Below are 24807 nucleotides of genomic sequence, written 5' to 3'. Positions count from 1 at the left end.
CCGGCGACGGGTTCAACGGGTGATGCGCTTGGCGGCATCGTCCAGGGCGGCGTCGACGTCCTGTCGCCCGGAGGTGATGTTGGTCAGCGCGGCGGCCATGGATGACCAGAATGCGCCCATCTCCGGCACGTTGGGCATCGGCTCGCCCATCTGCGCGTTCTCGAAGGTCGCCTTGATGTGCGGATTGCTCGACAGCTCTTCCATGTAGGCGGTGTTGGCCACCGCACCCAGCGGCACGTCGGCGTTCACAGTCTTCAGGCCGTCGACCTCGAGCAGGTAGTTCTCGAGAAACTCCACGGCCAGGTCCTTGTTCGGGCTGGCGGCGTTGAGCAGCGCGGCGGCGACGCCGACGAATGGCTTGCCCGCCTCGCCATCGATGGCGGGGATCGGCGCGACCCCGAAATCGATGCCGCTCTTCTCGATGTTCGACCAGGCCCATGGGCCGCTGATCATCATCGCCGAGTCACCCTTGTTGAAGGCTGCCTCGGCCACGCTGTAATCGGCACCCTTGGGCATCACGCCCTTGTCGATCAAGTCGCGCAGCACCTGTGCACCGGCCTTGGCGCCGGCGTTGTTGACCCCGGTGGATTTGACGTTGTAGCCGCCGTCGGTCTGCTCGAACACATAGCCGCCCTTGGCCGACAGCAGCGGCCAGGTGAAGTAGGTGTTGTTGTAGTCCCAGAGGATGGCGCGCTTGCCCTGGGCGGCGAGCTTCTCGTTCAGCGCCAGGACGTCGTCGAAGCTCTTGGGCGGAGTATCGACCAGGGCCTTGTTGTAGATCAGGCCGATGGTTTCCACCGAGATCGGGTAGCCCCACAGTTTGTTGTCGTAGGTCACCGCCTGCCAGGAGAAGTCGGCGATACCGGACTTGGTCTCGGCGCTGGGGGTGACCGGGGTGAGCAGGCCGCTCTTGGCCCACTCGCCGATACGGTCGTGGGCCCAGATGAAGATGTCCGGGCCGTTGCCGGTGGCCGCCGCCTGCTGGAACTTGTCGGTGGCGCTGTCCGGGTGGGCCACCTCGACCGGGATGCCGGTCTCAGCGGTGAACCGCTTACCGACCTCGGCCAGGCCCTTGTAACCCTTGTCGCCGTTGATCCAGACGACCAGCTTGCCTTCCTCGATCGCTGCCAGGGCCGGCAGCGGCAGGCTGAAGGTGGCCGCCAGGCCAATGGTGGCGAGACACCAGAATTTAGTGTTCATGCTTCGCGTTCCTCGTGGCTTCTTGTTTTTTGTTCCACCCGCTGCCGGCCTTTGGCTCTGGCAGTCGTTCCATCCTCGGCACCTGACGCGCCATCTGCATCCTCCCCTTCGGGGGCACCGAGGGCGTAGAAGCGGGGCGTAGATCGTTCGGCTCAGCTGCGCGAAATACGCCAGGTGATTCAGGCTTACGCCTATACCTGGCCGGCAACGCGCGGTCAAATGTGGCGAAAAAGCACAATGGAGCTTCTCGATGCGTGCCAACCGCCTGCCTGCCCTGCTGCCGCTGCTCTGCTTCTCCCTGCCGCTCTCCGCCCTGGCTGACCCCGAACTGGCCGCCCGACTGGACGACCAGCCGCTGGCGCTGAGCTGGAATGCGCTGGCCAGCGACCGTTACGACATCGAGCTCAGTCTCGCGCCCGGCCAGTTGCAGTTGCGCATGCCTCAGGCCGGCGACGAGGCCGTGCCGCTCGCGCCCTTTCGCCGCCAGCCGCTTGGCAGAGACAGCGCCTACCGCTACGAAGTGCCCGAGGCCGGTCGCTATCGGCTGATCGTCGAGACCGGCGCCGCGCCGGCCCTGCGTCTTCTGCCGATCAAACCCGCCGCTCCGGTGGCAGCCGCCGCGACCTGCAAGCCCTGGGATGGCGGCGAGGTGGAGCTGGTGGTCAGCGAGGTCTTCGGCGAAGGCGAGACCCTGCGCGACGCACTGTCCGGCGCCACCGCGGTGGTCCGCGACGGCCGCGTCAGGCTGCAACCCGCCGCCGGCAGTGACGGTCTGCTGCTGCTCGAACGCGCCGAATCGCCCGAGCAGCCGATCACACGCGACTGGCGCAACGCGATCGTCTACTTCGTGCTCACCGACCGCTTCGCCAACGGTGATCCAGGCAACGACCGCAGCTATGGCCGCGAGCCGGATGGCAAGGATGAGATCGGCACCTTCCACGGTGGCGACCTCAAGGGGCTGACCAAGCGCCTCGACCATATCGCCAGCCTGGGCGTCGATGCGATATGGATCAGCGCGCCCTACGAGCAGATCCACGGCTGGGTCGGCGGCGGCGATCGCGGCGACTTCCGCCACTACGGTTACCACGGCTACTACGCGCTGGACTTCACCCAGCTTGACGCCAACATGGGCAGCGAGAACGACCTGCGTGCCCTCATCAGCGAGGCCCATGCCCGCGGCATCCGCGTGCTGTTCGACGTGGTGCTCAACCATCCGGGCTATTCCACCCTGCAGGACATGCAGCAGCTCGGCTTCGGCGCCCTGCGCGACGGCATGGCCGAGTATCTGCCCGAGCAGTGGAGCGCCTGGCAGCCGGAAGCTCACGAGAATCTGCACGCCTACCACAACCTGGTGGATTACGAGCACCCGAGCTGGGCCGCCTGGTGGGGCCGCGAATGGGTCCGTGCCGGCATCGCCGACTACGACACGCCGCCCAGCAGCACCGTCGATCCACTCAAGGGCTCGCTGGCCTTTCTGCCGGATTTCCGCACCGAGTCCGAGGCGGTCGTCGCGCTGCCGGAGTTTCTCGCGCACAAGGCGCAAACCCGTGCAGAGCCACGCGAAGGCTACCGGGTGCGCGACTACCTGATCGAATGGCTGACCGGCTGGGTCCGCGAGTTCGGCGTCGACGGCTTTCGTGCCGACACCGTCAAGCACGTCGAGCCGTCGACCTGGGCCGAACTGCGCGTGGCGGCCGAGCGCGCCCGCGCCGACTGGGCCCGCGCCAACCCGGACGACCCCATGGCCGGCGAGCCGTTCTGGATGGTCGGAGAAGTGTTCGGCCACGGCCCAGAGGCCAGCGACTATCTCGACCAGGGCTTCGATGCGCTGATCAACTTCGCCTTCCAGGAGCAGGCCGTGGCCGCCAGCGACTGCCTGGCCGCCGCCGAGCCCAGTTACGCCGACTACGCCAGGCGCCTGGCGGAGACGCCCGGTCACAACCTGCTGAGCTACGCCTCGTCCCACGACACCGCCCTGTTCAATCAGCTGGCCAAGGGCGACCTGGCGCACCAGCGCGGTCTCGCCGCCGCCCTGCTACTGGCGCCCGGCGCGGTGCAGATCTACTACGGCGACGAAAGTGCCCGCAGCTTCGGCCCCAGCGGTTCGGACCCGTACCAGGGCACGCGCAGTTCGATGAACTGGGCCGAGCACCAGCGACCCGAGATCGCTGGATTGATCGAGCACTGGCAGCGGATTGGTCAGTTCCGTACGCGCCATCCAGCCATCGGCGCGGGTGAACACAAACTGCTTTCGCCCGGCCAGCCCTATGCCTTCGCCCGCGAGCTGGGCGAGGACAAAGTCATCGTGGTGCAGGCCCGATGAGCGCCGCCTCGTTGACCGCCGCGGCACGGCGCCAGGCCCAGCTGGCCTTTCTCGCCAGCGGCACCGAGTTTCGCCTGGGCCGCCCGGAGGATTGCCCGCTGCCACCGGAACAACTGGCGGCGGTGCGTGGCGACGAGCCCTGGGTACGCGCCTGCCTCGACGACGGCCTGACCGCTCGGGTCTACCGCGTGCAGCTGGCCGGGCGCGACTGGGCGCTGAAGGTCGCCCGGCGGCCCTGTCGTGTGCAGAACCCGGACGGCCAGGCGAGTTTCCTCAACGAGCTGCAGCGCCGCCGCGACCTGGCCCGGCTGATGCGCACACCGGAGCAGGCCGAACGCCTGGCCGGCGTCGTGCCGACGCAGTACGCCTCGCTGCAGCAGGGCATCGTGCTGTCGCCCTGGGTCGAAGGCCGGCGCATCGAGCGCTGGGACGAGCGACAGCTGGTCGAGCTGTTCGACCTGCTGATCGCCCTGCTGCTGGCCGGCCTGTTCGAGTGGGACCTGGCGCCAGGCAATACCCTGGACGATGGCCGCATCCGCCTGTTCGATTTCGGCTACCTCTACCCCTTCGACCCGCTGCGTCAGTACAACAGCGACGGCCTCGCCTCGCCGGGGTTTCATCCGGCCGAACGCTTCGAGACGCGCCAGCTGTTCGCCTGCCTGTTGCGGCTGGAACAGCAAAGCGAGGCCTGGGCGCTGGCCGATTTCGAACTGGAGAAACGCATCGCGCTGGATGCCTACCAGCGCCTGCATCGAGAGCTGACCGCCCGCGGCGCAAGCGAGACGGTATCGGGCTGGCTGAGCGACCTGATGCGTGGCTGGCGAAACGCACTGGCCGGTGATCCGGGCGGGCTGTACCTGCAGGAGGCCTGGCGCTCGCACTGGCTGGACGTGAAGGACGACCTCAGCGGGCAGAGCTGCACGCCGCTTACCCTGCAGCGCCTGGCCTGGCTCCGGGATAAAGCCACTGCCCTGCATGCCGACCTGCTCGCCAGCGGCGCACTGGCCAACACGCGCAACCCTGGCCGCGATGCCTTGCTCGATGAGTTGCGCCAGGCCGAAGCCCAGGCGATTCGCTGGCAGCTGGGCGATACGCAGAATGCCGGATAGCCGTGAGTGACGCGCCGCGGACCCGACGGAAGCTGACTGACCGCAGAGCTGCGTTGGTGGGTTGATGCCCACCGAGCCTGGAGCGGCGCGGCTGCGCACATAGATCTGGACCGAGACCGGTCAACAAAAAGCCCGCCTCACATCGGCGAGGCGGGCCGTCGCTACCGCTTGCGGCTAGAACCGCCCCGCCGTGGTGGCACCCTCGGTGGGCTTCACGCTGTTGTTGGCCCCGCCCTGCCATTGCCGCACCAGCGTTGCATTGGCCTCGTTGCGGATCAGGCACTTCCATTCCACGTTCTGGCCGGCCGGCAGCGAGATGCGACCCTTCCAGGTCGGGTAGCCGCTGGTATCGGTCAGCCGCACCGCAGAAGCCGGGCTCCAGTTGCCGAGCTGGCTGACGTTGCCCACCGCGTAGACGCTGTCGCCGGGTTGCGTCACACCGTTGTCGCAGCGGAAGTTCACGCTGACCAGGGCGCCGGGCTCACCGCCGCCATTGTCACCGCCACCACTGCCGGCGCCGGTCCGCCAGACCCGCACCTGGCCATTGCTGGTATTGACTGCTTCGCTGAAGCTGCCGCTGGCGACCTGGTCGGGATTGCTCAGGTTGGAATTGAGCGCCACCACCAGGGTCTGCTGACTGCCGGTGACGGTGGCGACGAGGCCGCTGTAGCCGCTGTGGAAGCTGATCGCCGAATCGGCACGCACGCCAGCGGCGCGACGCACCTGGATCAGCTGGCGGATGAAGTCGCGGTAGCCCCAGTCGTACATGTGCGACCAGTACACCACCGGCGTGCCGGGGCTGGTGAGGATGTAGGCGTAGGCCTGGCGGATCAGCCCGTCCTGCAGCGGCCAGTGATGCTGCCCACCGTTCTGCCCGGGCGAGTAGCCGGTGTCGTGGTTGTCGACAAAGGTCACAGCCACCTCGCGCCAGCGCGGATCGGGGTTGCCGTTAAGGCCGTTCTTCCAGTCGGCGATCGAGCCGTTCTGCATGCGCTCCTTGAGGGCGAAGTCGAACACCGGGCACTTGGCCCGATCGGACCAGTCCTTGATGATCTGCTGCCAGCTCGCCGTGTTGCGCCAGTCCCAGCTGGGATATTCAGAAGGGCCTTTCCACAGCTCGCCGACGCAGAAGCTGTTGTCGGCACTGTCGGTCATCCAGCTGTTGACCCGCTCCGGTGCGAAGCCGCGGACGAAATCGAAGCGGAAGCCGCCGGCGCCGTACTGGCTGCGCAGGTTGGCGAACTCGTCGCGGAACATGCCGTAGACCTGCGGATGGCCTGTATTGAGGTCCGCATCGCCGCCGACGAAACGATCGCCGTCGTCGCAGTCGTTGGGGTAGTTGCCCGGGTCGGCGCAGTCGTTGCGCCAGAAGCCCTGGCCAGCCGGCAGGTTGATTTCCTTGTTCGGGTAGCCGCGGTTCATGTGGTTGGGCACCACGTCGTAGAGCACCTTCACCCCGGCACCGCCGAGCGCACCGGCCGCCTGACGCAGCTGGGCATCGCTGCCGTAGCGGCCGTTCTTGTTGAAGTCGTGCCAGAAGTAGCCTTCGCCGCCGCCGGACTTGCCGCCTTCGCTCCAGCTGGAGAAGTCACGCCAGGGCACCGGCATCCAGATTGCCGAGAAGCCGTCGGCCGCGATCGTCGAGGCCTGTTGGCGGAGGATGTTGTACCAGTCGTTGGGCGCTTCGCGGACGACGTTCCAGTGGAAGCCCTGGAGGATGATTTCGTCGCCGCCGTGGTAGCGCACCCCGGCCGGGCTCTTGCCGGCCTGATCGGCCAGTGCGGGAAACGGCAGCAGGACCGCCGCCAATACGGCGGCACGCAGGATGTGGCTCATCGCAATACTCCGGTTCTTGTGCTTGTTCGGGTATCCGACGGCAAGGCCGCCGGACGAGGATGAACGCCGGCCGGGTCTTCGACCGGCACCCGCAGGCTGCCCCTGCACGCCCCGGCCACCAACCTCCCCCGCCCAGTTGCAGGCGGCGTAGTGGCCAGGCCGAAGGCCCCTGGCAATCATCTGCGCCCTGCCGGGCGTAGCCCCGCCCCGGGGATTACGCCGCACTCATCCTGATTACGCCCTCGAGCTGCGCCAGCGAAATCTCTGGGCGGGAGGATGCCGCCAGCGGAGCCATCCCCGAGGCTTTCGCCACCGAGCTGCGCCCTGCGACACGCAGCGAAGGCGTGATCGATTCGGCATTAACAAGAAAAACAAGGACCTCGTCATGAAGCACACCGCGCACCCCCTGTTCGTCCTCAAACCCGCCTGCCTGCTTGCCGCCCTGCTGGTCGGCGGCCCGGCCCTGGCAGTCGATTTCCACGGCTATCTGCGTTCGGGCGTCGGCGCCACGGCCGGCGGCGGCGACCAGGCCTGCTTCCAGGCTGCTGGCGCACCGGCGAAATATCGCCTGGGCAACGAATGCGAAACCTACGCCGAGATCGGCCTCGGCCAGGAGGTGTGGAGCGAAGGCAACCGCAGCTTCTACGTCGACAGCATGATCGCCTACCGCTCCGACCAGGGTAACGACTGGGAAGCCACCGGCACCGACACCAACGGCGGCGAGAACAACCCCTTCGACGAGGCCGGCACCACCTCCATCCGCCAGTTCAACGTGGTCGGCAAGAACCTCATCCCGAGCCTGCCGGGCGCGGCGATCTGGGCCGGCAAGCGCTACTACAAGCGCCACGACGTGCACATCAATGACTACTACTACTGGGACGTCTCCGGCCCCGGCGCCGGTATCGAAGACATCGACCTGGGCTTCGCCAAGGCCAGCGTCGCGTGGATTCGCAACACCGACGGCGACTGGGTCTACCAGGGCTCGGGCACCGGCACCAACCTGGCCAACGACACCCTCGACTTCCGCCTCGCCGAGATCGACGTCAACCCGGGCGGCAAGCTGGAGATCGGCTACGACTACGGCAAGGCCAACCTCACCGACGAGCAGGAACGCGACCCCGGCTACCAGGACCAGAAGGGTCATCTGGTCACCCTCGAGCACACCCAGAGCAACTGGTTCGGCGGCTACAACAAGCTCGCCCTGCAGTACGGCACCGACGGCATCATCGGTAGCAGCGGGCGCAACAGCACCGGCAACAGCGACGGCAAGATGTTCCGTCTGGTCAACCAGGGCGTGGTCGGCCTGACCGACAACATCGAGATGATGTACGTGCAGATCTACGAGGACCGCGACTTCGACAACGACTCCGGGCAAACCTGGGCCAGCTTCGGTGTGCGCCCGGTGTACAAGTGGAGCGACGTGATGAGCACCGCGCTGGAGTTCGGCTACGACCGGGTCGATCCGCAGGCCGACGGCGAGCGCACCCGCGACCTGAAGAAGCTCACCCTGGCCCAGCAGTGGTCGGCCGGCAACAGCTTCTGGGCGCGCCCGCAGATCCGCGTGTTCGCCACCTACGCCCAGTGGGACGGCGGCCGCTATCAGGCCGCCAGCGAATCCATCGACGCCGGTGACGACGACGGCATCACCTTCGGCATCCAGGCCGAGGCCTGGTGGTAACCCGCACTGGCTGAACGCCGTTGCGCGCAACGGCAGGCTTTCCGCTCCCACCGTCCAGACGGTGCCTTTTGCCCCGACTCTGGCAGGTCGGGGCATTTTTTATCCGGAGAAGCACCATGCATCCTCTCTCTCTTTTCGCCGCCGGGCTGATCGCCCTGGCACTCGCCGGCTGCAGCAGCGAGCCGCTGCGCCGGGTCGACGCCCTGGCCGCCAGCCCGGCCCCGCTGCAAGGCTCGGTCGAACAGGCCCGTGCCGCGCTGGCGGCCGCGCCGTCCTGCTGCAACGGCCTCGACCAGCTGCCGTACGAGCCCCTGGAGGCAGGCTTCAGCGGCAACGTCGTGATCGACAGCCAGGCACCGGCCTATGCCTTCGAGACCGGCAAGAGCTTCTTGCGCGCCTTCAAGCTGCCGGCCGGCGGCCCGTCGTTCGAGCTGCGCCTGTACAGCCAGGCCGGCAGCAGCGTGCTGGCACCCAATGCCATGCTGCTGGACAGCCGCATGCGCCCGACCCGCCTGCTGGATGCCGACGACTTCGTCTACGTTCCGCCAACCGGGCTCAAGGGCGACAGTCTGGACGCGCGCCTGCGCATCGATCGCTCGCAGCCCGAGCATCCAGGCAACGAGCGCTACCTGATCCTCTACACCAGCGAGGCGCAGATGGCCGGGCAGACCGTCCTGCAACATCCGGCCAAGGCCTACGCCAAGGCGCTGGGCAACGAACCGCCGAGCATCCCCGATCCGGTGGCGCAGCACTCCCCGGTGGGCGTGATCAAGCTGGTGATGATCCCCGACAGTGCCGCCGGATCGAACGCCAAGGGCTACGTACCGGGCTACAGCATCGGCCAGGAGATGGGCAACGAACTGCCCACCGCGCCGGCACCGACGGTGCTGCCGGAAACCTCGGCCTACTATCGCCAGGCGATCGATGCGGCGCTGGCGCAGAAGGACCTGGAGCGCGCCCTGCGCCTGGCCGACGAAGCCGCGCGCGTCGGCGATACCCAGGCGAAGCAGCATCTGCTGCAGCGAATCGAGATTCGCTGACACAGTCGGCAGCAACGGGTGGATGCGCGAGCGAAGTGCTATCCACCCTGCGACGGCTCCCTTGGGCTCTGCTTCAGCGCCGCAGAGTGGAACCCTCAGGACGACCGGCCCTGCCTCAGGCGGTCAATTTCAGCCCCACCAGCCCCGCCAGCAGCAGCACCGCGCTCAGCAACCGCGCCGGCGAGGCGCTTTCGCCGAAGATGACGATGCCCAGCGCCACGGTGCCCAGCGCACCGATGCCGACCCAGATGGCATAGGCGGTACCCACCGGCAGAACCTGCATGGCGCGGGCGAGGAGGAAGAAGCTGGCGGCCATGGCCGCCAGAGTGAGCACGCTCGGCAGCGGGCGGGTGAAACCTTCGGAAGCCTTGAGGCCAATGGCCCAGCCCACTTCGAGCAGGCCGGCGATGATCAGCATGATCCAGGCCGAATGCATGACGATGACTCCAGCAACGGCAGGGCCGTCCCCGCATGATTCGACACGCCCCGGGTCGTCCCGCGGCGGATGCGACCCTAGCACAGTCGCGCACCGTTTTGGACCACTCACAGCGCCCGTTGATCAGTAGCGTTTCTAAGCGGGGATATGCCGAACCATCGCAGATGCCCGCGGTGGATGGGTGAAGCGTCATCCACCCTACGAGTCCCGCGTGGGGTGGAAAACTGCGAAGCATTTTCCACCTCGGATAGCGGACGGATGCCCCTGCCTCAGGCCACCTCATGCCCGCGGGCCGCTTCGCTCAGGTAGAACCAGGCGGGACGGTCCAGCTCCAGGTCGGCGCCCAGCAGCGCCTCCTCGATCCGCTCCCAGCGCAGGCTGCCGAGGATCGGCAACGGCCGGCCGGGCAGCTGCCGCAGCCAGGCCAGCGCCACCTGATTGGCCGTGGCGCCCCGGTCGGCGGCGACTTCATCGAGTGCGCTACATAGCCGATCGCCGAAGCGTCCACCGCCCATGGGCGACCAGGCCAGCACCTGCAGGCCGGCAGCCTGCAACGCATGCAGGCTGCCATCCCATACCCAGTGCTGGGCCTGCAGTGACAGCTCGAGCTGGTTGCAGCGCAGCGGCACGCACTGGGCCAGTGCCTGGCAATGCAGGATGCCGGCGTTGGACAGCCCCACCCAGCCGACCTTGCCGCTGGCGACCAGTCCGTTCAGCGTCTCGGCCACCTCGTCGACCTGCAGCAGCGGGTCCGGGCGATGCAGCAGGAAACCATCGAGTCGTTCCATGCCCAGTCGCGCCAGGCTGTCGTCCACCGCCCGGCGCAGGTAGCCGGCACTGGAGTCGTAGTGCTTGACCCGCCAGCGTGAGCAGTCCTGTCCCGCCGGCACGATATCGGCCTTGCCGATGATCTGCAGGCGCTGGCGCAACCCGGGTGCCTGGCGCAGGGCGGCACCGAAGTGCGCCTCGCATTGCCCGCCGGCATAGATGTCGGCATGGTCGAAGCCGTTCAGCCCGCGCTCGACACAGCGTTCGATAAAGCCCAGCAACGCCTGGGGTTCACCCAGCTCGGGGTATTCCAGCAGGCGCATCATGCCCAGCAACAGCGGCTGGGCGAGCACGGGTGAGGCCATCGTGGCGCTCCGTCAGAAGATGTAGTCGGTGGTCAGGAAGCTCGACTGGCGGTCACGAATGATCCGGTCGACCAGCTCCTTGTTGGCCTCGTTGAAGCGCGTCGCCACCAGGGTACGGATGGAGAACACGCGCAGGGCGTCATGTACCGACAGCGTGCCTTCGGCGGAATTCTTGCGACCATTGAACGGATAGCTGTCCGGTCCGCGCTGGCACTGGGCGTTGATGTTGATGCGCCCGACCTGGTTGACGAAGGCATCCACCAGCCGGCCTACCTGCGCCGGGTCGTTGCCGAAGATCGACAGCTGCTGGCCGTAGTCGGAGGCGGTGACGTAGTCGATCACCTCCTGCAGGTCGCGGTAGGGCACCACCGGCACCAGCGGGCCGAACTGCTCTTCGTGATAGACACGCATGGACGAATCCACCGGGCTCAGCACTGCCGGCTGAAAAAAGGTCTGGTGCGACTCGCCGCCGCCGGCGTTGATCACCCGCGCGCCCTTGGCCACGGCGTCTTCCAGCACCGCATGCAGGTAATCGGTCTTGCCCGGCTCCGGCAGCGGCGTCAGCGCCACGCCCGGCTCCCAGGGCATGCCCGCCTTGAGCGCGTTGACCCGCGCAGCGAAGCGTTCGAGGAAGCCATCGAGCACCGCCTCATGCACGAAAAGGATCTTCAGCGCGGTGCAGCGCTGGCCGTTGAACGACAGCGCTCCGGTCACCGCCTCCTCCACGGCATTGTCGAGATCGACCTGCGGCAGGACGATGCCCGGGTTCTTCGCATCCAGCCCCAGCGCGGCGCGCAGGCGGTGCGGACGCGGGTGCAGTTTCTTCAGGTCGGCGGCGCCCTTGTGCGTGCCGATAAAGGCGAACACGTCGATCTTGCCGCTGGCCATCAGCGCGCTGACCGTCTCGCGACCGCGGCCGTAGATGACGTTGATGACCCCCGCCGGGAAGCTGTCGCGGAAGGCTTCGAGCAGCGGGCGGATCAGCAGTACGCCGAACTTGGCCGGTTTGAACACCACGGTGTTGCCCATGATCAGCGCCGGGATCAGCGTGGTGAAGGTTTCGTTCAGCGGATAGTTGTACGGCCCCATGCACAGCGCCACGCCCATGGGCACGCGGCGGATCTGCCCGAGGGTGCCCTGCTCCAGCTCGAAGCGGCTGGAGCTGCGGTCCAGTTCCTTCAGCGCATGGATGGTGTCGACGATGTAGTCGCAGGTGCGGTCGAATTCCTTCTCCGAATCCTTGAGGTTCTTGCCGATCTCCCACATCAGCAATTTGACCACCGCCTCGCGCTGCTCGCGCATACGCGCCAGGAAGACTTCGACATGGGCGATACGCTCGGCCACGCGCATGGTCGGCCAGGCTCCGCGGCCGTAGTCATAGGCGGCAACGGCGGCGTCCAGTGCACGCAGCGCGGCGTCGGCATCCAGCAGCGGCGTGCTGCCCAGCACCACCTGACGCTCGCTGCCATCGGCCTCGCGCAGAAACACCGGGCTGCGAACTTCCGCCAGCGGGCCGTCCCAGTGCATCAACTCGCCATCGACCAGGTAGTCGCGCTGCTCGACCGGTGCATCCGGCTGATAGGCAGCGGGAATCTCATCGAGACGGGGAAACAGGTCGGCAAGCGGGCGCGCAGTAGTCATGGAACCTCCAGGTAGCGAATCGGGGCGATCACGGCAGGCCCCACGCCCACCGCGATGGGTCGGACGGATTACAGCTCGCGCTGTTCGGCACGCTCGGCGCGCAGGTCGAAGTCGCGCGGCAGTTCGGCTGGCGCTGCGCTGTCCAGCGCCTGCAGGGCCTGGCGCGTGGCGCTTTCGATGGCGGCCCAGTCGCCAGCACGCACGGCCTTGGCGTCGACCATCCAGGTGCCACCGACGCACATCACATTGGACTGCGCCAGGTAGTCCCTGGCGTTGCGCGCGTTGACGCCACCGGTCGGGCAGAAACGGATATTGCCGAACGGCCCGCCCAGCGCCTTGAGTGCGGCGACGCCGCCACAGACTTCGGCCGGGAACAGCTTGAAGCGGCGGTAACCCAGGGCGTAACCGAGCATGATTTCCGAGGCGCTGGCCACGCCCGGCAGCAGCGGCAACGGGCTGTGCAGCGCCGCATCCAGCAGCTCGCCAGTGCTGCCCGGAGAGACGATGAATTGCGCACCGGCCGCCTCGGCCTGGGCCAGCATGGCGGCATCCAGCACGGTGCCGGCGCCGACGATCAGCTCCGGGCGCTGCTCGCGCAGCAGGCGAATGGCGCCCAGGCCCAGCGCCGAACGCAGGGTGATTTCCAGCACGCGCAGGCCACCGGCAGCCAGGGCGTCGGCCAACGGCAGGATGTCCGCCTCACGCTCGATGGTGATCACCGGCAGGATGCGCGCAGCGCTGCACCACTTGTCGATCAGGGCGATCTTGTCGGTCATGCTGACGGCGCGGGTTTGGGTAGATGTCATAAAAGATTCCTTGCGGCCTCAGGGGCACCAGTAGATTTCGAGGGGGCGGGCGAGGAAGGCGCGGATCGGCATCGCTTCATAGGATTCACCGGCCAGGGCCTGGTTGAGCGTGGCCAGCTTGCCCGGGCCGTGCAGGGCGAGCAGGGTCAGCCGCGCGCTGGCCAGCAGCGCCAGAGACATGCTCAGGCGCTGGCGCGGTACGCTCGGCGCCTGCATCGGCAGGCAGCGCCGCGCACCACGCGGGTCGAGCGCCGCTTCCAGGTTCGGGCTGTCGGGGAACAGCGAGGCGGTGTGGCCGTCCTCGCCCATGCCCAGCACCAGCACGTCGATCGGCGGCAGTTTGGCCAATACGGCGTCGGCGCGTTCGGCGGCCTGCTCCAGGCTGGCCGCGCTCTGGTACAGGCCGACCAGGCGCGCCGCAGCGGCCGGCCCCTGCAGCAGATGGCGGCGCAACAGGCCTTCGTTGCTGTCGGAATGGCTGACCGGCACCCAGCGCTCGTCGGCAAGGCTGATGGTGACCTTGGTCCAGTCCAGTTCCTGCTGCGCCAGGCGCTCGAAGAAGGCGATCGGGCTGCGGCCGCCGGACACCACCAGGGTCGCCGCACCGCGCTCGGCGATCGCACTGCGCAGGGCGTTGCTCACCGTCAGCGCCAGTTCGCCGGCCAGCTGGTCGGCGTTGCCGAGGCTGAAACCGAGGGTCTGCACAGGCAGATCGAGATTAGAGATCGTCATACCAACTCCTGCCGTCACGGCTGATCAGGGCAATCGAGGCAGCCGGTCCCCAGCTGCCTGCTGCGTAGGGTTTGGGAGGCGCGCCGACGCGTTGCCAGCCGTCGATCAGCTGGTCGCACCACTTCCAGGCGTATTCGATTTCGTCCTTGCGCACGAAGAGGTTCTGGTTGCCCTTCATCACTTCCAGCAGCAGACGCTCGTAGGCGTCGGGGATGCGCGGGCTCTTGTAGGTTTCCGAGAAGTTCAGCTGCAGCGGGCCGCTGCGCAGCTGCATGCCCTTGTCCAGGCCCTGGTCCTTGGTCATCACCAGCAACGAGATGCCCTCCTGCGGCTGCAGGCGGATGATCAGCTTGTTGCCGATCAGCTGGCGCTGCTCGGGGGCGAAGATGTAATGCGGCGGCGCCTTGAAGTGGATGACGATCTGCGACAGCTTCTGCGGCATGCGCTTGCCGGTCCGCAGATAGAAGGGCACACCCGCCCAGCGCCAGTTGCAGATCTCGGCCCGCAGGGCGACGAAGGTCTCGGTGTCGCTCTGGGTATTGGAGTTTTCCTCCTCCAGATAGCCCGGCACCTGGCGCCCGAGGATGCTGCCGGCCACGTACTGGCCGCGCACCAGCTGCTGACCGAGGTGCTCCGGCGCAATCGGCGCCAGCGCTTTGAGCACCTTGACCTTCTCGTCGCGGATGCTGTCGGCCGAGAGGTCGCTGGGCGGGTCCATGGCGATCAGGCAGAGCAGCTGCAGCAGGTGGTTCTGGATCATGTCGCGCAGCTGGCCGGCCTGGTCGAAGTAGCCCCAGCGGCCCTCGATGCCGACGGTTTCCGCGACGGTGATCTCCACATGGGAAATGTGGTTCTGGTTCCACTGCGTCTCGAACAGGCTGTTGGCAAAGCGCAGGGCGATGAGGTTCTGCACCGTGTCCTTGCCCAGGTAATGATCGATGCGGTAGGTGCGGTCTTCCGGGAAGAAACGCGCCACCGCGTCATTCACCTCGCGGGACGACCCCAGGTCATGGCCGATGGGCTTTTCCAGCACGACGCGGGTGCGTTCGGCCAGCCCCGCCTCCGCCAGCCCGGCGCAGATCGCGCCGTAGACGGAAGCCGGCGTGGCGAAGAAGGCGACGATACGTTCGGCCTGGCCGGCCTTGTCCGCCAGCGCGGCGTAATCCTCGCGGCGGCCGAACTCCATGCTCAGGTAGTCCAGACGGGCCAGGAAACGCTGCAGAACGCTTTCCTCGAGTTCGCGCTCGGCCACATGGCGACGCAGGTGCTCGGCGATCAGCGCCAGATGCGAAGCCGGCTCGCCGCCGTCGCGGGCGAGGCCGAGAATGCGGGTGTCCGCCGGCAGCAGGCCGGCACGGTCGAGCTGATAGAGCGCGGGAAACAGCTTGCGCAAGGCCAGATCACCGAGGGCGCCGAACAGCGCCAGGGTGCAGGGTTCGACAGATAATGGCGTCATGATGTTTGTTCTTCTACTAACACTGCACTATGAATACACGCGAAGCCGCGTTTATTCAAGGATGATGTAGTAATAAAAACAACATTTAGCCAGAAAAGGAGATTCCGGTAGTCGCTCCGCAGCCCGCTCAGTAGCATAGGGCACCTCTGACCCGCCGCATCAGGATCGTCATGGACCGCGTACACAACCTGCTCGAGCAGATCCAGCGTCGCATCGAAGACCTCAACAAGGCCGAGCGCAAGGTGGCCGAAGTCATCCTGCGCAACCCTCAGCAGGCCACCCGCTTCAGCATCGCCGCCCTGGCGCAGACCGCACAGGTCAGCGAGCCGACGGTGAATCGCTTCTGCCGCTCGTTCGGCGTCAGCGGCTACCCGGAACTGAAGATGCAGCTGGCGCAGAGCCTGGCCAGCGGCGCCGCCTATGTCAGCCAGGCGGTAGAGCCCGACGACGGCCCAGCGGAATACACACGCAAGATCTTCGGCTCGGCCATCGCCTCGCTGGACAGCGCCTGCCAGAGCCTCGACCCGCAACTGGTCAGCCGCGCCGTGGACCTGATGATCCAGGCCCGCCAGATCCACTTTTTCGGCCTCGGCGCCTCGGCCTCGGTGGCACTGGATGCGCAGCACAAGTTCTTCCGCTTCAACCTGGCGGTGACCGCCCATTCGGACGTGCTGATGCAGCGCATGCTGGCGTCCGTAGCGCACACGGGCGAGCTGTTCGTGATCATTTCCTACACCGGGCGTACCCGCGAGCTGGTGGAAGTGGCGCGCATCGCGCGCCAGAACGGCGCCTCGGTACTCGGCCTGACCGCCGCCGGCTCGCCGCTGGCCCAGGCCAGCACGCTGAGCCTGAACATTCCACTGCCCGAGGACACCGACATCTACATGCCGATGACCTCGCGCATCATCCAGCTGACGGTGCTCGACGTGCTCGCCACCGGCATGACCCTGCGCCGCGGCGTGGATTTCCAGCCGCACCTGCGCAAGGTGAAGGAAAGCCTCAACGCCAGCCGTTATCCGGCGGACGAGGAGCCGAGCTGACGCCGCCAGCCCGACCGCTCGGGCATCGACAATCCCGAGCGATGATGCGGAGCTCGCAGCCCCTGAAGGAACCACGCACCGCTCCATGATGTTGCTCCAACAACATCATGGATATCGGCCGCGCTAGCCAGGCACGCACGCCAGGGCCTGCTCCAGCGCCACTCCGGCACCTTCGAGCCCCGGATATTCCGCAGTCACCAGCCACACCGGCACGTCGGCGAGATAAGCGCTCATGCAGCCCTTGCTGGCAAAGCCACGGGCGAAGCCGCTGGCGGCGAAGAAATCGGCAAAGCGCGGCACCACACCACCGACGATATACACGCCCGCGCGCGCGCCCAGGGTCAGCACGTTGTTGCCGGCCACGCGACCGAGCCACACGCAGAACTGTTCCAGGGTCGCCGCTGCCAGCGTATCGCCGGCCAGCGCCGCCGCCGTGACCTCGGCCGGCGATGCCAGCCGCGGCGCCTGGTCGTGCAGCAGGCAGAGCGCGCGGTACAGCAGCAGCAGGCCGCCGCCACTGAGCACATCCTCGGCGCGCACATGGCCGAGCCCGGCGAACAGCTGCTGCCACAGCGCCGCCTCGTAGGCATCCGCCAACGGCAGGTCGACATGCCCACCCTCTCCCGGCAGCGCCTGCCAGCCGCCGCCTGCCAGCGGCAGCAGCGTGGCCACACCAAGCCCGGTACCGGGCCCGATCACCAGCGCCGGCGCGCCCGTCTCCGCGGCGCCATTGCAGATGGTGCGCCGCTGCGCTTCGGCGACCCGGGTCATACCCAGCGCCATGGCCGCGAAGTCGTTGATCAGCAGCAGCTCGTCCAGCTGCAGGGCACCACAGAAATCCCTGCGCCCCAACCGCCAGTGGTTGTTGGTGAACACGAACTGCTCGCCCTTGACCGGCCCGGCACAGGCCAGGCAGGCCGCACCGACGCTGCCCGGCGCAAGACCGAGCGACGCTAGGTAGTACTCGACCGCCAGCTCGGGCGTGGCGAAATCCGCCGTCGCCAGCACGCGCACCGCTTCCAGCCGGGCGTTACGCCAGAGCGCGAAGCGCGCATTGGTCCCACCGATGTCACCGACCAGCGCCAGCCTCATCGCAGCACCTCCAGCCCGGCGGTGAACACACTGGCACCCTGTTCCGCCGAGCTGAACGCCGCCCGCATGAAGCCGAACAGCTCGCGGCCGCAACCCTGCACGCCCGTCGCCGACGCCGCTGCCGGCAAGCGATCGGCCAGCTCGGCGGCATCCACCAGCACCTCGAGCACGCCGCCCTGCCCGTCGACGCGCAACAGATCGCCATCGCGCAGCCGCGCCAGCGGCCCGCCATCGATCGCCTCCGGGCATACATGGATCGCCGCCGGCACCTTGCCCGACGCGCCGGACATGCGCCCGTCGGTGACCAGCGCGACCTTGAAGCCGCGGTCCTGCAGCACGCCAAGATAGGGCGTCAGCTTGTGCAGTTCGGGCATGCCATTGGCGCGCGGCCCCTGGAATCGCACCACGGCGACGAAATCACGCTCCAGCTCGCCGGCCTTGAACGCCTCCACCAGCTCCAGCTGATCGGAGAAGATCCGCGCCGGCGCCTCGACCACGCGATGCTCCGGCGCCACGGCGGACACCTTCATCACCCCACGCCCGAGGTTGCCGCTCATCAGCCGCAACCCGCCCTCGACGGAGAACGGCCGCGCCACGGGGCGCAGGATGCTGTCGTCAAGGCTTTGCGCAGCCCCTTCACGCCAGGTCAGCCTGCCATCTTCGAGGAAGGGCTCCTGGGTATAGCGATGCAGGCCTCGCCCCATCACGGTATGCACATCGTCGTGCAGCAGGCCGGCGTCGAGCAGCTCGCGCACCAGCAACGCGACACCGCCAGCGGCATGGAAGTGATTGATGTCCGCCGAGCCATTGGGATAGACGCGGGCCAGCGTCGGCACCACCTCGGAGAGGTCGGCCATGTCCTGCCAGGTCAGCTGAATGCCCGCCGCCTGGGCGATGGCCGGCATGTGCAGGGTGTGGTTGGTCGAGCCGCCGGTGGCATGCAGCGCAACCACGGCGTTGACCAGCACGCGCTCGTCGACCAGCTCGCCGAGGGGCGTGTGGCAGCCCCCTTGAGGCGTGAGCCGCGTGACCTGGCGCGCCGCCTCGATGGTCAGCGCATCGCGCAGCGGCGTCCCCGGATTGACGAAGGACGAGCCCGGCAGGTGCAGCCCCATCACTTCCATCAGCATCTGATTGGTGTTGGCGGTGCCGTAGAAGGTGCAGGTGCCGGGGCTGTGATAGGCCTGCATCTCGGCAGCGAGCAGCTCGTCGCGGCCAGCCTTGCCTTCGGCGTAACGCTGGCGCACCGCGGCCTTGTCCTTGTTGGCCAGGCCGGAGGGCATCGGCCCGGCCGGCACGAACAGCGCCGGCAGATGACCGAAGCGCAGCGCACCGATCAGCAGGCCAGGCACGATCTTGTCGCAGATGCCGAGCAGCAGCGCGGCGTCGAACAGGTTGTGCGACAGCGCCACCGCCGTGCTCATGGCGATCACCTCGCGGCTGGCAATGGCCAGCTCCATGCCAGGCTCGCCCTGGGTCACGCCATCACACATCGCCGGCACGCCGCCGGCCACCTGACCCACCGAACCGATCTCGCGCAGCGCCTGGCGCAGGCGCTCCGGGTACTCCTCGTAGGGCTGGTGCGCCGAGAGCATGTCGTTGTAGGCGGTGACGATGGCCACGTTGGCCGCATCAGGCAGGCGCAGGCGCTGCTTGTCCTTCGCCCCACAGCCGGCGACACCATGGGCGAAATTGGCGCACTGCGCCGCGTTGCGGGCCGGCCCGGCGCTCGCGGCGGCGCGAATCATGGCGAGATAGGCCTCGCGCGTCGGACGGCTGCGCTCGATCAGGCGCTCGGTGACTTCGACGACCCGGGGATGCATGAAACCTCCAAGATTGTAGTTTTTATAACAAACAGGAGCGCATCATAGCCGTACACATCAAGCTTTCGAAGCAATATGTTCGTACTAACAACAAATTTCAGTGCCGCAGCAGCTCGATTTGCCGACGCAACTGGGCGACGTGGGCTTTTTCCGCACGCAACCCCGATGTCAGCTCGGCCTTGTCCTTCTCCAGTCGCACGATCACCTGCCCGAGGCCGTCGAGCAGTTCACGCAACACCGTCAGCTCGCACCGCTGGCTCCTGCGTTCCAGCCACAGCAGCCATAGCAGAACCAGCAGCACCATCACGCTGCACAGCGACCCCCCGATCAGCAGCCAGGCCAGGCTCATCCCATTCATTCCTTCGCTCCTTCCATAACGGCAGAATGCCAATCCAGAGCCGCAACGATATGTAGCCTTATACGACAGGTCGATAATGTTTACTTGAACAGGTAAACAAATGCAGCGGGTTCGCGGTGGCGCAATAGCCATCGCGATCAAGTCTGCGGGGAGCGCTACGCGGGGCGGCTGAGCGACCTGTCGACAAAGCTTACAGGTCGCAAGCAGCTGCCCTATTCGGCCACGTCAACCGCGCGCCGGGAGTCATCGCCGTGGCCAGGGTCGCGGGGCTCCAGCTGCAGAAACAGCGCGGCCGCGAGCATGGCCATGGCACCCACGCAGAGGAAGGTCAGCTGGAAAGCGTGCAGCACCTCGCTGCCCGCCGCACCCTCCACGGTGAAGCCGCCGAGCAGCGCGCCGGCGGTGGCGACACCAAGGCTCATCGACAACTGCACCACCACCGACAGCAGGCTGTTGCCGCTGCTGGCATCGGCATGGCTGAGGCCGATCAGGGTGACCGTGTTCATTGCGGTGAACTGCATGGAGTTGACCATGCCGATCAGCCCGAGATGCACCAGCAGCAGCCAGGTCGGTGTCTGCGTGTCGATGGTCGCCAGGCTGGCGATCAGGCCGCCGAGCAGCAAGGTGTTGCCGATCAGCAGGCGACGATAGCCGAGGCGGTCGATGATCGGCTTGGCCAGGGATTTCACCGCCATCGCCCCCAGGGCCAGCGGAATCATGCTCATGCCCGCCTGAGCCGGCGAATAGCCCAGCGCCACCTGCAGCAACAGCGGCACCAGGAACGGCAGAGCGCCGCCCCCCAGGCGCGCGAACAGGTTGCCGAAGATGCCGACCGCGAAGCTGCGGGTATGGAACAGCGTGGGACTGAACAGCGGCGCATCGATGCGACCGGCGCGCAGCCAGTAGGCAGCCATGCAGGCGGCACCGCCGAACAGCAGCAGCATCACCCGCGCATGCGGCATGTGCATCTCGCCGAGCCCTTCCAGGGCGATGGTGATCAGCACCATCGCGGCACCGAACAGCACGAAACCCAGCGTATCGAAACGCACCCGCTCCGGCCCCTTGAGATCCGGCATGAAGCGCAGCGCGGCGATGCAACCGATCACGCCCACCGGCAGGTTGATCAGGAAGATCCAGTGCCAGGAGGCGTACTCCACCAGCCAGCCACCCAGGGTCGGCCCGAGCAGCGGCCCGACCAGCCCCGGCAACGCGATGAAGGCCATGATCCGCACGAATTCGCTGCGCGGAAAGGCGCGCAGCACCACCAGCCGCCCCACCGGCAGCATCAGCGCCCCGCCCAGCGCCTGCAGCACGCGGGATGCGACGAGCTGGTTGAAGCTGGTGGACAGCGCGCAGAGCAGCGAACCCAGGGAGAACAGCACGATGGCTGCGACAAAGATCCGCCGACTGCCGAAGCGATCGGCAATCCAGCCCGACGCCGGAATCAACAAGGCGACAGTAAGCATGTAGGCGATCACCACACCCTGCATGCGCAGCGGGTTCTCGGCCAGGTCGCGGGCCATGGCCGGCAGCGCGGTATTGAGAATGGTGCCGTCCAGCGTCTGCATGAAGAAGGCGATGGCCACCAGCCACGGCAGAATTCGCGCGGTGCGGGCATCGAGTGCTACGGGCGGTTGCATGAAGTCCCCGGGAACGAAAGGTGCACCATCTTAGAGGATTCCCCCGGCGACGGTTCGCGCCGCCGCGGCTTCGTCAGCGCAGCCGTTCGCTCCACCGGAACGGCGAAGTGCTGCAGCGAGGCTTCGGCACGACCGGAGTCAGTGCCACGACGGCGCTGTGACGACCGGTCGCAGTCAGCCGCCGACGCCCGCCAACAGCGGTCTGCAGCGGCATACGGCTTTGCATACGGGCACCGGTAACAAAATATTTCTTGGGAAATTGACGCGAATCATTATCATTCGGAAGCGCAAGTGCAATCTTCGCCCCGTCCTTTACAGCTTTCCGGAGGCTCCCCAATGCGCATCCCCGCCACGCTCGCCATCACGTCCCTGCTGCTCACCCCGCTCGCCCAGGCGAAGGAATATCCCATCGGCGAACCGCAGCGGTGCGGCGGCATGGAGGTCGGCGCAGTGTACCTGCAACCGGTCGAGATGGACCCGCCGGGCATGATGCGCGCCGCCGCCGAGTCCGACGTGCATCTCGAGGCCGACATCAGCGCCACCGAGGACAACCGCAACGGCTGGCAGGAAGGCAGCTTCGTGCCCTACCTGAGCATCCACTACACGCTGCGCAAGAAGGGCTCCGACGAAGTGGTCGAAGGCGATTTCCATCCGATGGTGGCCAACGACGGCCCGCACTACGGCGACAACGTCAAGCTGCTCGGCCCCGGCAAGTACCAACTGACCTACAAGATCCTGCCGCCGGGCTCCGGCCATGCCATGTTCGGTCGCCACACCGACAAGGAAACCGGCGTCGCGCCCTGGTTCGAAGGCTGCGAGCTGAACTACGAGTTCACCTACGCCGGCATCGGCAAGAAAGGGGGCTACTGATGGGCCGCGCCGGGCGTTCGCTGCTCGGCGTGCTGCCCCTGCTGGCCGGGCTTGCGGGCCCGGTGCAGGCCGCGCTGCCGACCTACGAGCTGACCATCCGTGACGGCCACTTCGAGCCGGCAACCATCGAAGTCCCGGCCCGTCAGCGCTTCAAGATCATCGTGCACAACGCCGGCAGCGGACCGACCGAGTTCGAGAGCACACCGTTGCGCGTCGAGAAGGTGCTGTCACCGGGTGTGACCTCCTTCGTCGTGATCCATCCGTTGAAGCCGGGCCGCTACCCGTTCTTCGACGAATTCCATATGGATCTTCCCGAAGGCGAGATCATCGCCAAGTAGTTTTTCCGAGGAGAACCCCATGGGCCAATCCATGTTCATCGTCTGGCGCGAAAGCGTCGAGGCCCTGCTGGTCATCGGCATCCTGCATGCCTGGCTGCGTCAGCAACCGGGTGCCGGCAACGCCCTGCGCATGCTCTGGGCCGGCGTCGCCGCCGGGCTCGGCCTGGCCGGCGCGCTGGGCTGGGGCGTGCTGCAGGCCGGCGACTGGCTGGCCGGCAGCGGTGGCGAATGGTTCCAGTGCGCGATGCTGCTGGTAGCCAGCCTGCTGATCCTGCACATGGTCGGCTGGATGCACCAGCACGGCCGGACCCTGAAGACCAGCCTGCAGAACAGCGCGGCGGACAAGCTCAGCCAGGGCAGCGGCTTCGGCCTGCTGGTGCTGGCCATGCTCGCCGTTGGGCGCGAAGGCAGCGAGACGGTGGTGTTCCTCTACGGCATCGGCAACCAGCAGCAGGGCCAGGACCTCACCGGCTTCGTCATCGGCGGAGTTCTGGGCTTTGTCCTCGCCCTGCTCAGCTATGCCGCGCTGCAGGCTGGCAGCCGCTACTTCAGCTGGCGGCGTTTCTTCCAGGTCAGCGAGGTGATGTTGCTGCTGCTCGGTGGCGCCCTGCTGATGGCCGCGCTGGATCGCTTCAGCGGCCAGCTGATGGGCATGGATGTACCGGAAGTGTTCTATACGGTGTTCGGCGATCCGCTCTGGGACACCTCCGCCCTGCTGGATGACGGCAGCGCCCTCGGTGGCACCCTGGCCGGCCTCACCGGCTACCGCGCCATGCCGTCACTGGCCGCGGTGGTGATACTCGGCCTGTACTGGCTCGCCGCATGGGCCTGGCTCAAACCCCGGGCCCAGGTGCAGCTCGCTGCGAGGCCGGCGTGATCATCCAGGCGCCGTGGCTGGCGCGACTCGGTGATCTGCTGCGCCAGCATGCGAAGGCCATCCGCACGCTGCAGTGGCTAGTGGTGGGCTTCTACCTGACGCTGCTGGTGATTCCCGCCTTTCTCGACCTGCCGCCGGCCCAGGCCGGCATGCTCGACAACCTGACGGTGCTGGCGCAGTTCATCTTCTGGGGGCTGTGGTGGCCCTTCGTGCTGCTGTCGATGATCTTCTTCGGCCGCCTGTGGTGCGGCGTACTCTGCCCCGAGGGCTCACTCAGCGAGTGGATCAGCTGGCGTGGGCTGAACAAGCGCACGCCGCGCTGGGTGCGCTGGAGCGGCTGGCCGACCATTGCCTTCATCCTCACCACCGTCTATGGCCAGCTGATCAGTGTCTACGACTACGCTCAGGCGGCGCTGCTGATTCTCGGCGGCTCCACCGTCGCGGCGATGCTGGTGGGCTTTCTCTACGGCCGCGGCAAGCGCGTCTGGTGCCGCCATCTGTGCCCGGTCAGCGGCGTGTTCGCCCTGCTCGCCCGGCTGGCGCCGGTGCACTACAAGGTCGATGAGCAGCGCTGGCTGGAAAACCGCGAACCGCACCTGCCGACGCCCAACTGTGCGCCGTTGATCGACATTCGCCGCATGCAGGGCAACGCCGACTGCCATGCCTGCGGCCGCTGCAGCGGACAGCGCGGCGCAGTGCAGCTGAGCGCCCGCTCACCAAACGCTGAAATCCTCATTGTCGGCGGCCAGCGGCAAGGCGAGCACTGGGACAGCACCCTGCTGCTGTTCGGCATGATCGGCCTGGCCATGGGCGCGTTCCAGTGGACGGTCAGCCCCTGGTTCATCGCCCTCAAGCAGGCCGCGGCGGAATGGCTGGTGGATCGCGATATCTTCTGGCCGCTGGAAGCCAACGCGCCCTGGTGGCTGCTGACCCACTATCCGCAGGCCAACGATGCCTTCACCTGGCTCGATGGCGCGGCGATCCTCACCTATATCTTCGGCGCCTCGCTGTTGATTGGCGGCGCACTCTGGCTATTGCTACGTACAGCCGTGCGCGTCATGCGCCGCGGCGACAATGTGTTCCAGCACCTGGCGCTGGCGATGGTGCCGCTGGGCGGCGCCGGGCTGTTTCTCGGCCTCTCGGCGACCACGGTCAAGCTGCTGCGCTACGAGGGCTTTCTGCTGGCCTGGGCACAACCGGCTCGCGCCGCGCTGCTGATCGGCGCCATCGCATGGAGCCTGTATCTGGCCTGGAACGTCATCAGTCGCCACGGCGGCAACGGCCTGCGCCGGCTGCTGGCGTTCGCCTGCGTCAACGCCGGCTGCGCGCTGGTGGGCTATGGCTGGTGGTTGCAGTTCTGGGGTTGGTGAGCCGCCTGC

At 67.2% G+C, this 24807-nt stretch carries 21 protein-coding genes; 9 read left to right on the top strand and 12 right to left on the bottom strand.

What is annotated here, in order from left to right; genetic code table 11:
* Positions 1–12 precede the first annotated feature (12 nt).
* Positions 13–1200 carry a maltose/maltodextrin ABC transporter substrate-binding protein MalE gene (gene malE, locus ACVRRC_RS20295; RefSeq protein WP_045633478.1) on the bottom strand — a complete coding sequence of 396 codons (1188 nt, stop codon included), beginning with the start codon at positions 1198–1200 and terminating at the stop codon, positions 13–15.
* A gap of 250 nt (positions 1201–1450) precedes the next feature.
* Here malE and ACVRRC_RS20290 point away from each other — a divergent pair, with 250 nt between their 5' ends.
* Together ACVRRC_RS20290 and ACVRRC_RS20285 are read left to right on the top strand one after the other, a co-directional pair.
* On the top strand, positions 1451–3523 hold the full coding sequence (locus ACVRRC_RS20290; RefSeq protein ID WP_472997429.1) for an alpha-amylase: 2073 nt from the start codon (positions 1451–1453) through the stop codon (positions 3521–3523).
* A complete protein-coding gene (locus ACVRRC_RS20285) occupies positions 3520–4632 on the top strand; it encodes a hypothetical protein (protein WP_472997428.1) in 1113 nt (370 codons plus the stop codon). Before ACVRRC_RS20290 ends, ACVRRC_RS20285 begins: the two co-directional genes overlap by 4 nt.
* A 174-nt stretch (positions 4633–4806) precedes the next feature.
* Here the strand turns inward: ACVRRC_RS20285 and mta are convergent, their stop codons facing one another.
* On the bottom strand, positions 4807–6468 hold the full coding sequence (mta, locus tag ACVRRC_RS20280; protein ID WP_472997427.1) for a glucan 1,4-alpha-maltotetraohydrolase: 1662 nt from the start codon (positions 6466–6468) through the stop codon (positions 4807–4809).
* Between the two features lie 385 nt (positions 6469–6853).
* Between mta and ACVRRC_RS20275 the strand changes: the two genes are divergently transcribed.
* Positions 6854–8146, top strand: a complete 1293-nt coding sequence (locus ACVRRC_RS20275; protein WP_013983953.1) for a maltoporin — start codon at positions 6854–6856, stop codon at positions 8144–8146.
* Positions 8147–8262: 116 nt separating this feature from the next.
* Positions 8263–9186, top strand: coding sequence for a MalM family protein (locus tag ACVRRC_RS20270; protein WP_019407048.1), 924 nt, complete (start codon positions 8263–8265; stop codon positions 9184–9186).
* 115 nt (positions 9187–9301) lie between these two features.
* Here ACVRRC_RS20270 and sugE read toward each other — a convergent pair whose 3' ends face one another.
* The 6 genes from sugE to zwf all read right to left on the bottom strand — a co-directional run bounded on the left by sugE (position 9302) and on the right by zwf (position 15390).
* Positions 9302–9622, bottom strand: a complete 321-nt coding sequence (sugE, locus tag ACVRRC_RS20265; RefSeq protein WP_472997426.1) for a quaternary ammonium compound efflux SMR transporter SugE — start codon at positions 9620–9622, stop codon at positions 9302–9304.
* Positions 9623–9891: 269 nt separating this feature from the next.
* The gene (locus ACVRRC_RS20260) at positions 9892–10755 is read right to left on the bottom strand and encodes an aldo/keto reductase (RefSeq protein WP_472997425.1); all 864 of its coding nucleotides are present in this window, start codon (positions 10753–10755) and stop codon (positions 9892–9894) included.
* Between the two features lie 12 nt (positions 10756–10767).
* Complete coding sequence (locus ACVRRC_RS20255; RefSeq protein ID WP_472997424.1) at positions 10768–12396, bottom strand: NADP-dependent glyceraldehyde-3-phosphate dehydrogenase; 1629 nt, start codon at positions 12394–12396, stop codon at positions 10768–10770.
* A 68-nt stretch (positions 12397–12464) separates the two neighbouring features.
* Positions 12465–13202, bottom strand: a complete 738-nt coding sequence (locus tag ACVRRC_RS20250) for a bifunctional 4-hydroxy-2-oxoglutarate aldolase/2-dehydro-3-deoxy-phosphogluconate aldolase (protein WP_472997422.1) — start codon at positions 13200–13202, stop codon at positions 12465–12467.
* 18 nt (positions 13203–13220) lie between these two features.
* Positions 13221–13934 (bottom strand): 6-phosphogluconolactonase, encoded by a 714-nt coding sequence (pgl, locus tag ACVRRC_RS20245; protein ID WP_048329824.1) that lies wholly within the window; start codon positions 13932–13934, stop codon positions 13221–13223.
* Complete coding sequence (zwf, locus tag ACVRRC_RS20240; RefSeq protein WP_011914520.1) at positions 13921–15390, bottom strand: glucose-6-phosphate dehydrogenase; 1470 nt, start codon at positions 15388–15390, stop codon at positions 13921–13923. Before zwf ends, pgl begins: the two co-directional genes overlap by 14 nt.
* A gap of 170 nt (positions 15391–15560) precedes the next feature.
* Here zwf and ACVRRC_RS20235 point away from each other — a divergent pair, with 170 nt between their 5' ends.
* Complete coding sequence (locus tag ACVRRC_RS20235) at positions 15561–16430, top strand: MurR/RpiR family transcriptional regulator (protein WP_013983959.1); 870 nt, start codon at positions 15561–15563, stop codon at positions 16428–16430.
* Between the two features lie 123 nt (positions 16431–16553).
* Here ACVRRC_RS20235 and ACVRRC_RS20230 read toward each other — a convergent pair whose 3' ends face one another.
* The 4 genes from ACVRRC_RS20230 to mdtD form a co-directional block, all read right to left on the bottom strand.
* Positions 16554–17522, bottom strand: a complete 969-nt coding sequence (locus ACVRRC_RS20230; protein WP_125849736.1) for a glucokinase — start codon at positions 17520–17522, stop codon at positions 16554–16556.
* Positions 17519–19345 (bottom strand): phosphogluconate dehydratase, encoded by a 1827-nt coding sequence (edd, locus tag ACVRRC_RS20225; protein ID WP_472997421.1) that lies wholly within the window; start codon positions 19343–19345, stop codon positions 17519–17521. The genes ACVRRC_RS20230 and edd overlap by 4 nt, the downstream gene beginning before the upstream one ends.
* 97 nt (positions 19346–19442) lie before the next feature.
* Positions 19443–19703, bottom strand: a complete 261-nt coding sequence (locus ACVRRC_RS20220; RefSeq protein ID WP_026006493.1) for a hypothetical protein — start codon at positions 19701–19703, stop codon at positions 19443–19445.
* 212 nt (positions 19704–19915) lie between these two features.
* On the bottom strand, positions 19916–21343 hold the full coding sequence (gene mdtD, locus ACVRRC_RS20215) for a multidrug transporter subunit MdtD (RefSeq protein WP_048329826.1): 1428 nt from the start codon (positions 21341–21343) through the stop codon (positions 19916–19918).
* A gap of 336 nt (positions 21344–21679) precedes the next feature.
* Here mdtD and ACVRRC_RS20210 point away from each other — a divergent pair, with 336 nt between their 5' ends.
* The 4 genes from ACVRRC_RS20210 to ACVRRC_RS20195 are packed head-to-tail and all read left to right on the top strand — an operon-like array spanning position 21680 to position 24798.
* A complete protein-coding gene (locus ACVRRC_RS20210; RefSeq protein ID WP_472997420.1) occupies positions 21680–22213 on the top strand; it encodes an iron transporter in 534 nt (177 codons plus the stop codon).
* Positions 22213–22551, top strand: coding sequence for a cupredoxin domain-containing protein (locus ACVRRC_RS20205; RefSeq protein WP_011914527.1), 339 nt, complete (start codon positions 22213–22215; stop codon positions 22549–22551). Before ACVRRC_RS20210 ends, ACVRRC_RS20205 begins: the two co-directional genes overlap by 1 nt.
* Before the next feature lie 19 nt (positions 22552–22570).
* Complete coding sequence (locus ACVRRC_RS20200; RefSeq protein WP_472997419.1) at positions 22571–23428, top strand: FTR1 family iron permease; 858 nt, start codon at positions 22571–22573, stop codon at positions 23426–23428.
* Complete coding sequence (locus ACVRRC_RS20195; protein ID WP_472997458.1) at positions 23425–24798, top strand: 4Fe-4S binding protein; 1374 nt, start codon at positions 23425–23427, stop codon at positions 24796–24798. The genes ACVRRC_RS20200 and ACVRRC_RS20195 overlap by 4 nt, the downstream gene beginning before the upstream one ends.
* The last annotated feature ends 9 nt before the right edge of the window (positions 24799–24807 follow it).

Source organism: Stutzerimonas sp. LR2 (assembly GCF_055755175.1).
The sequence above is the reverse complement of the archived record's forward strand: the minus strand, read 5'-3'. Positions and strand labels throughout refer to the sequence as shown.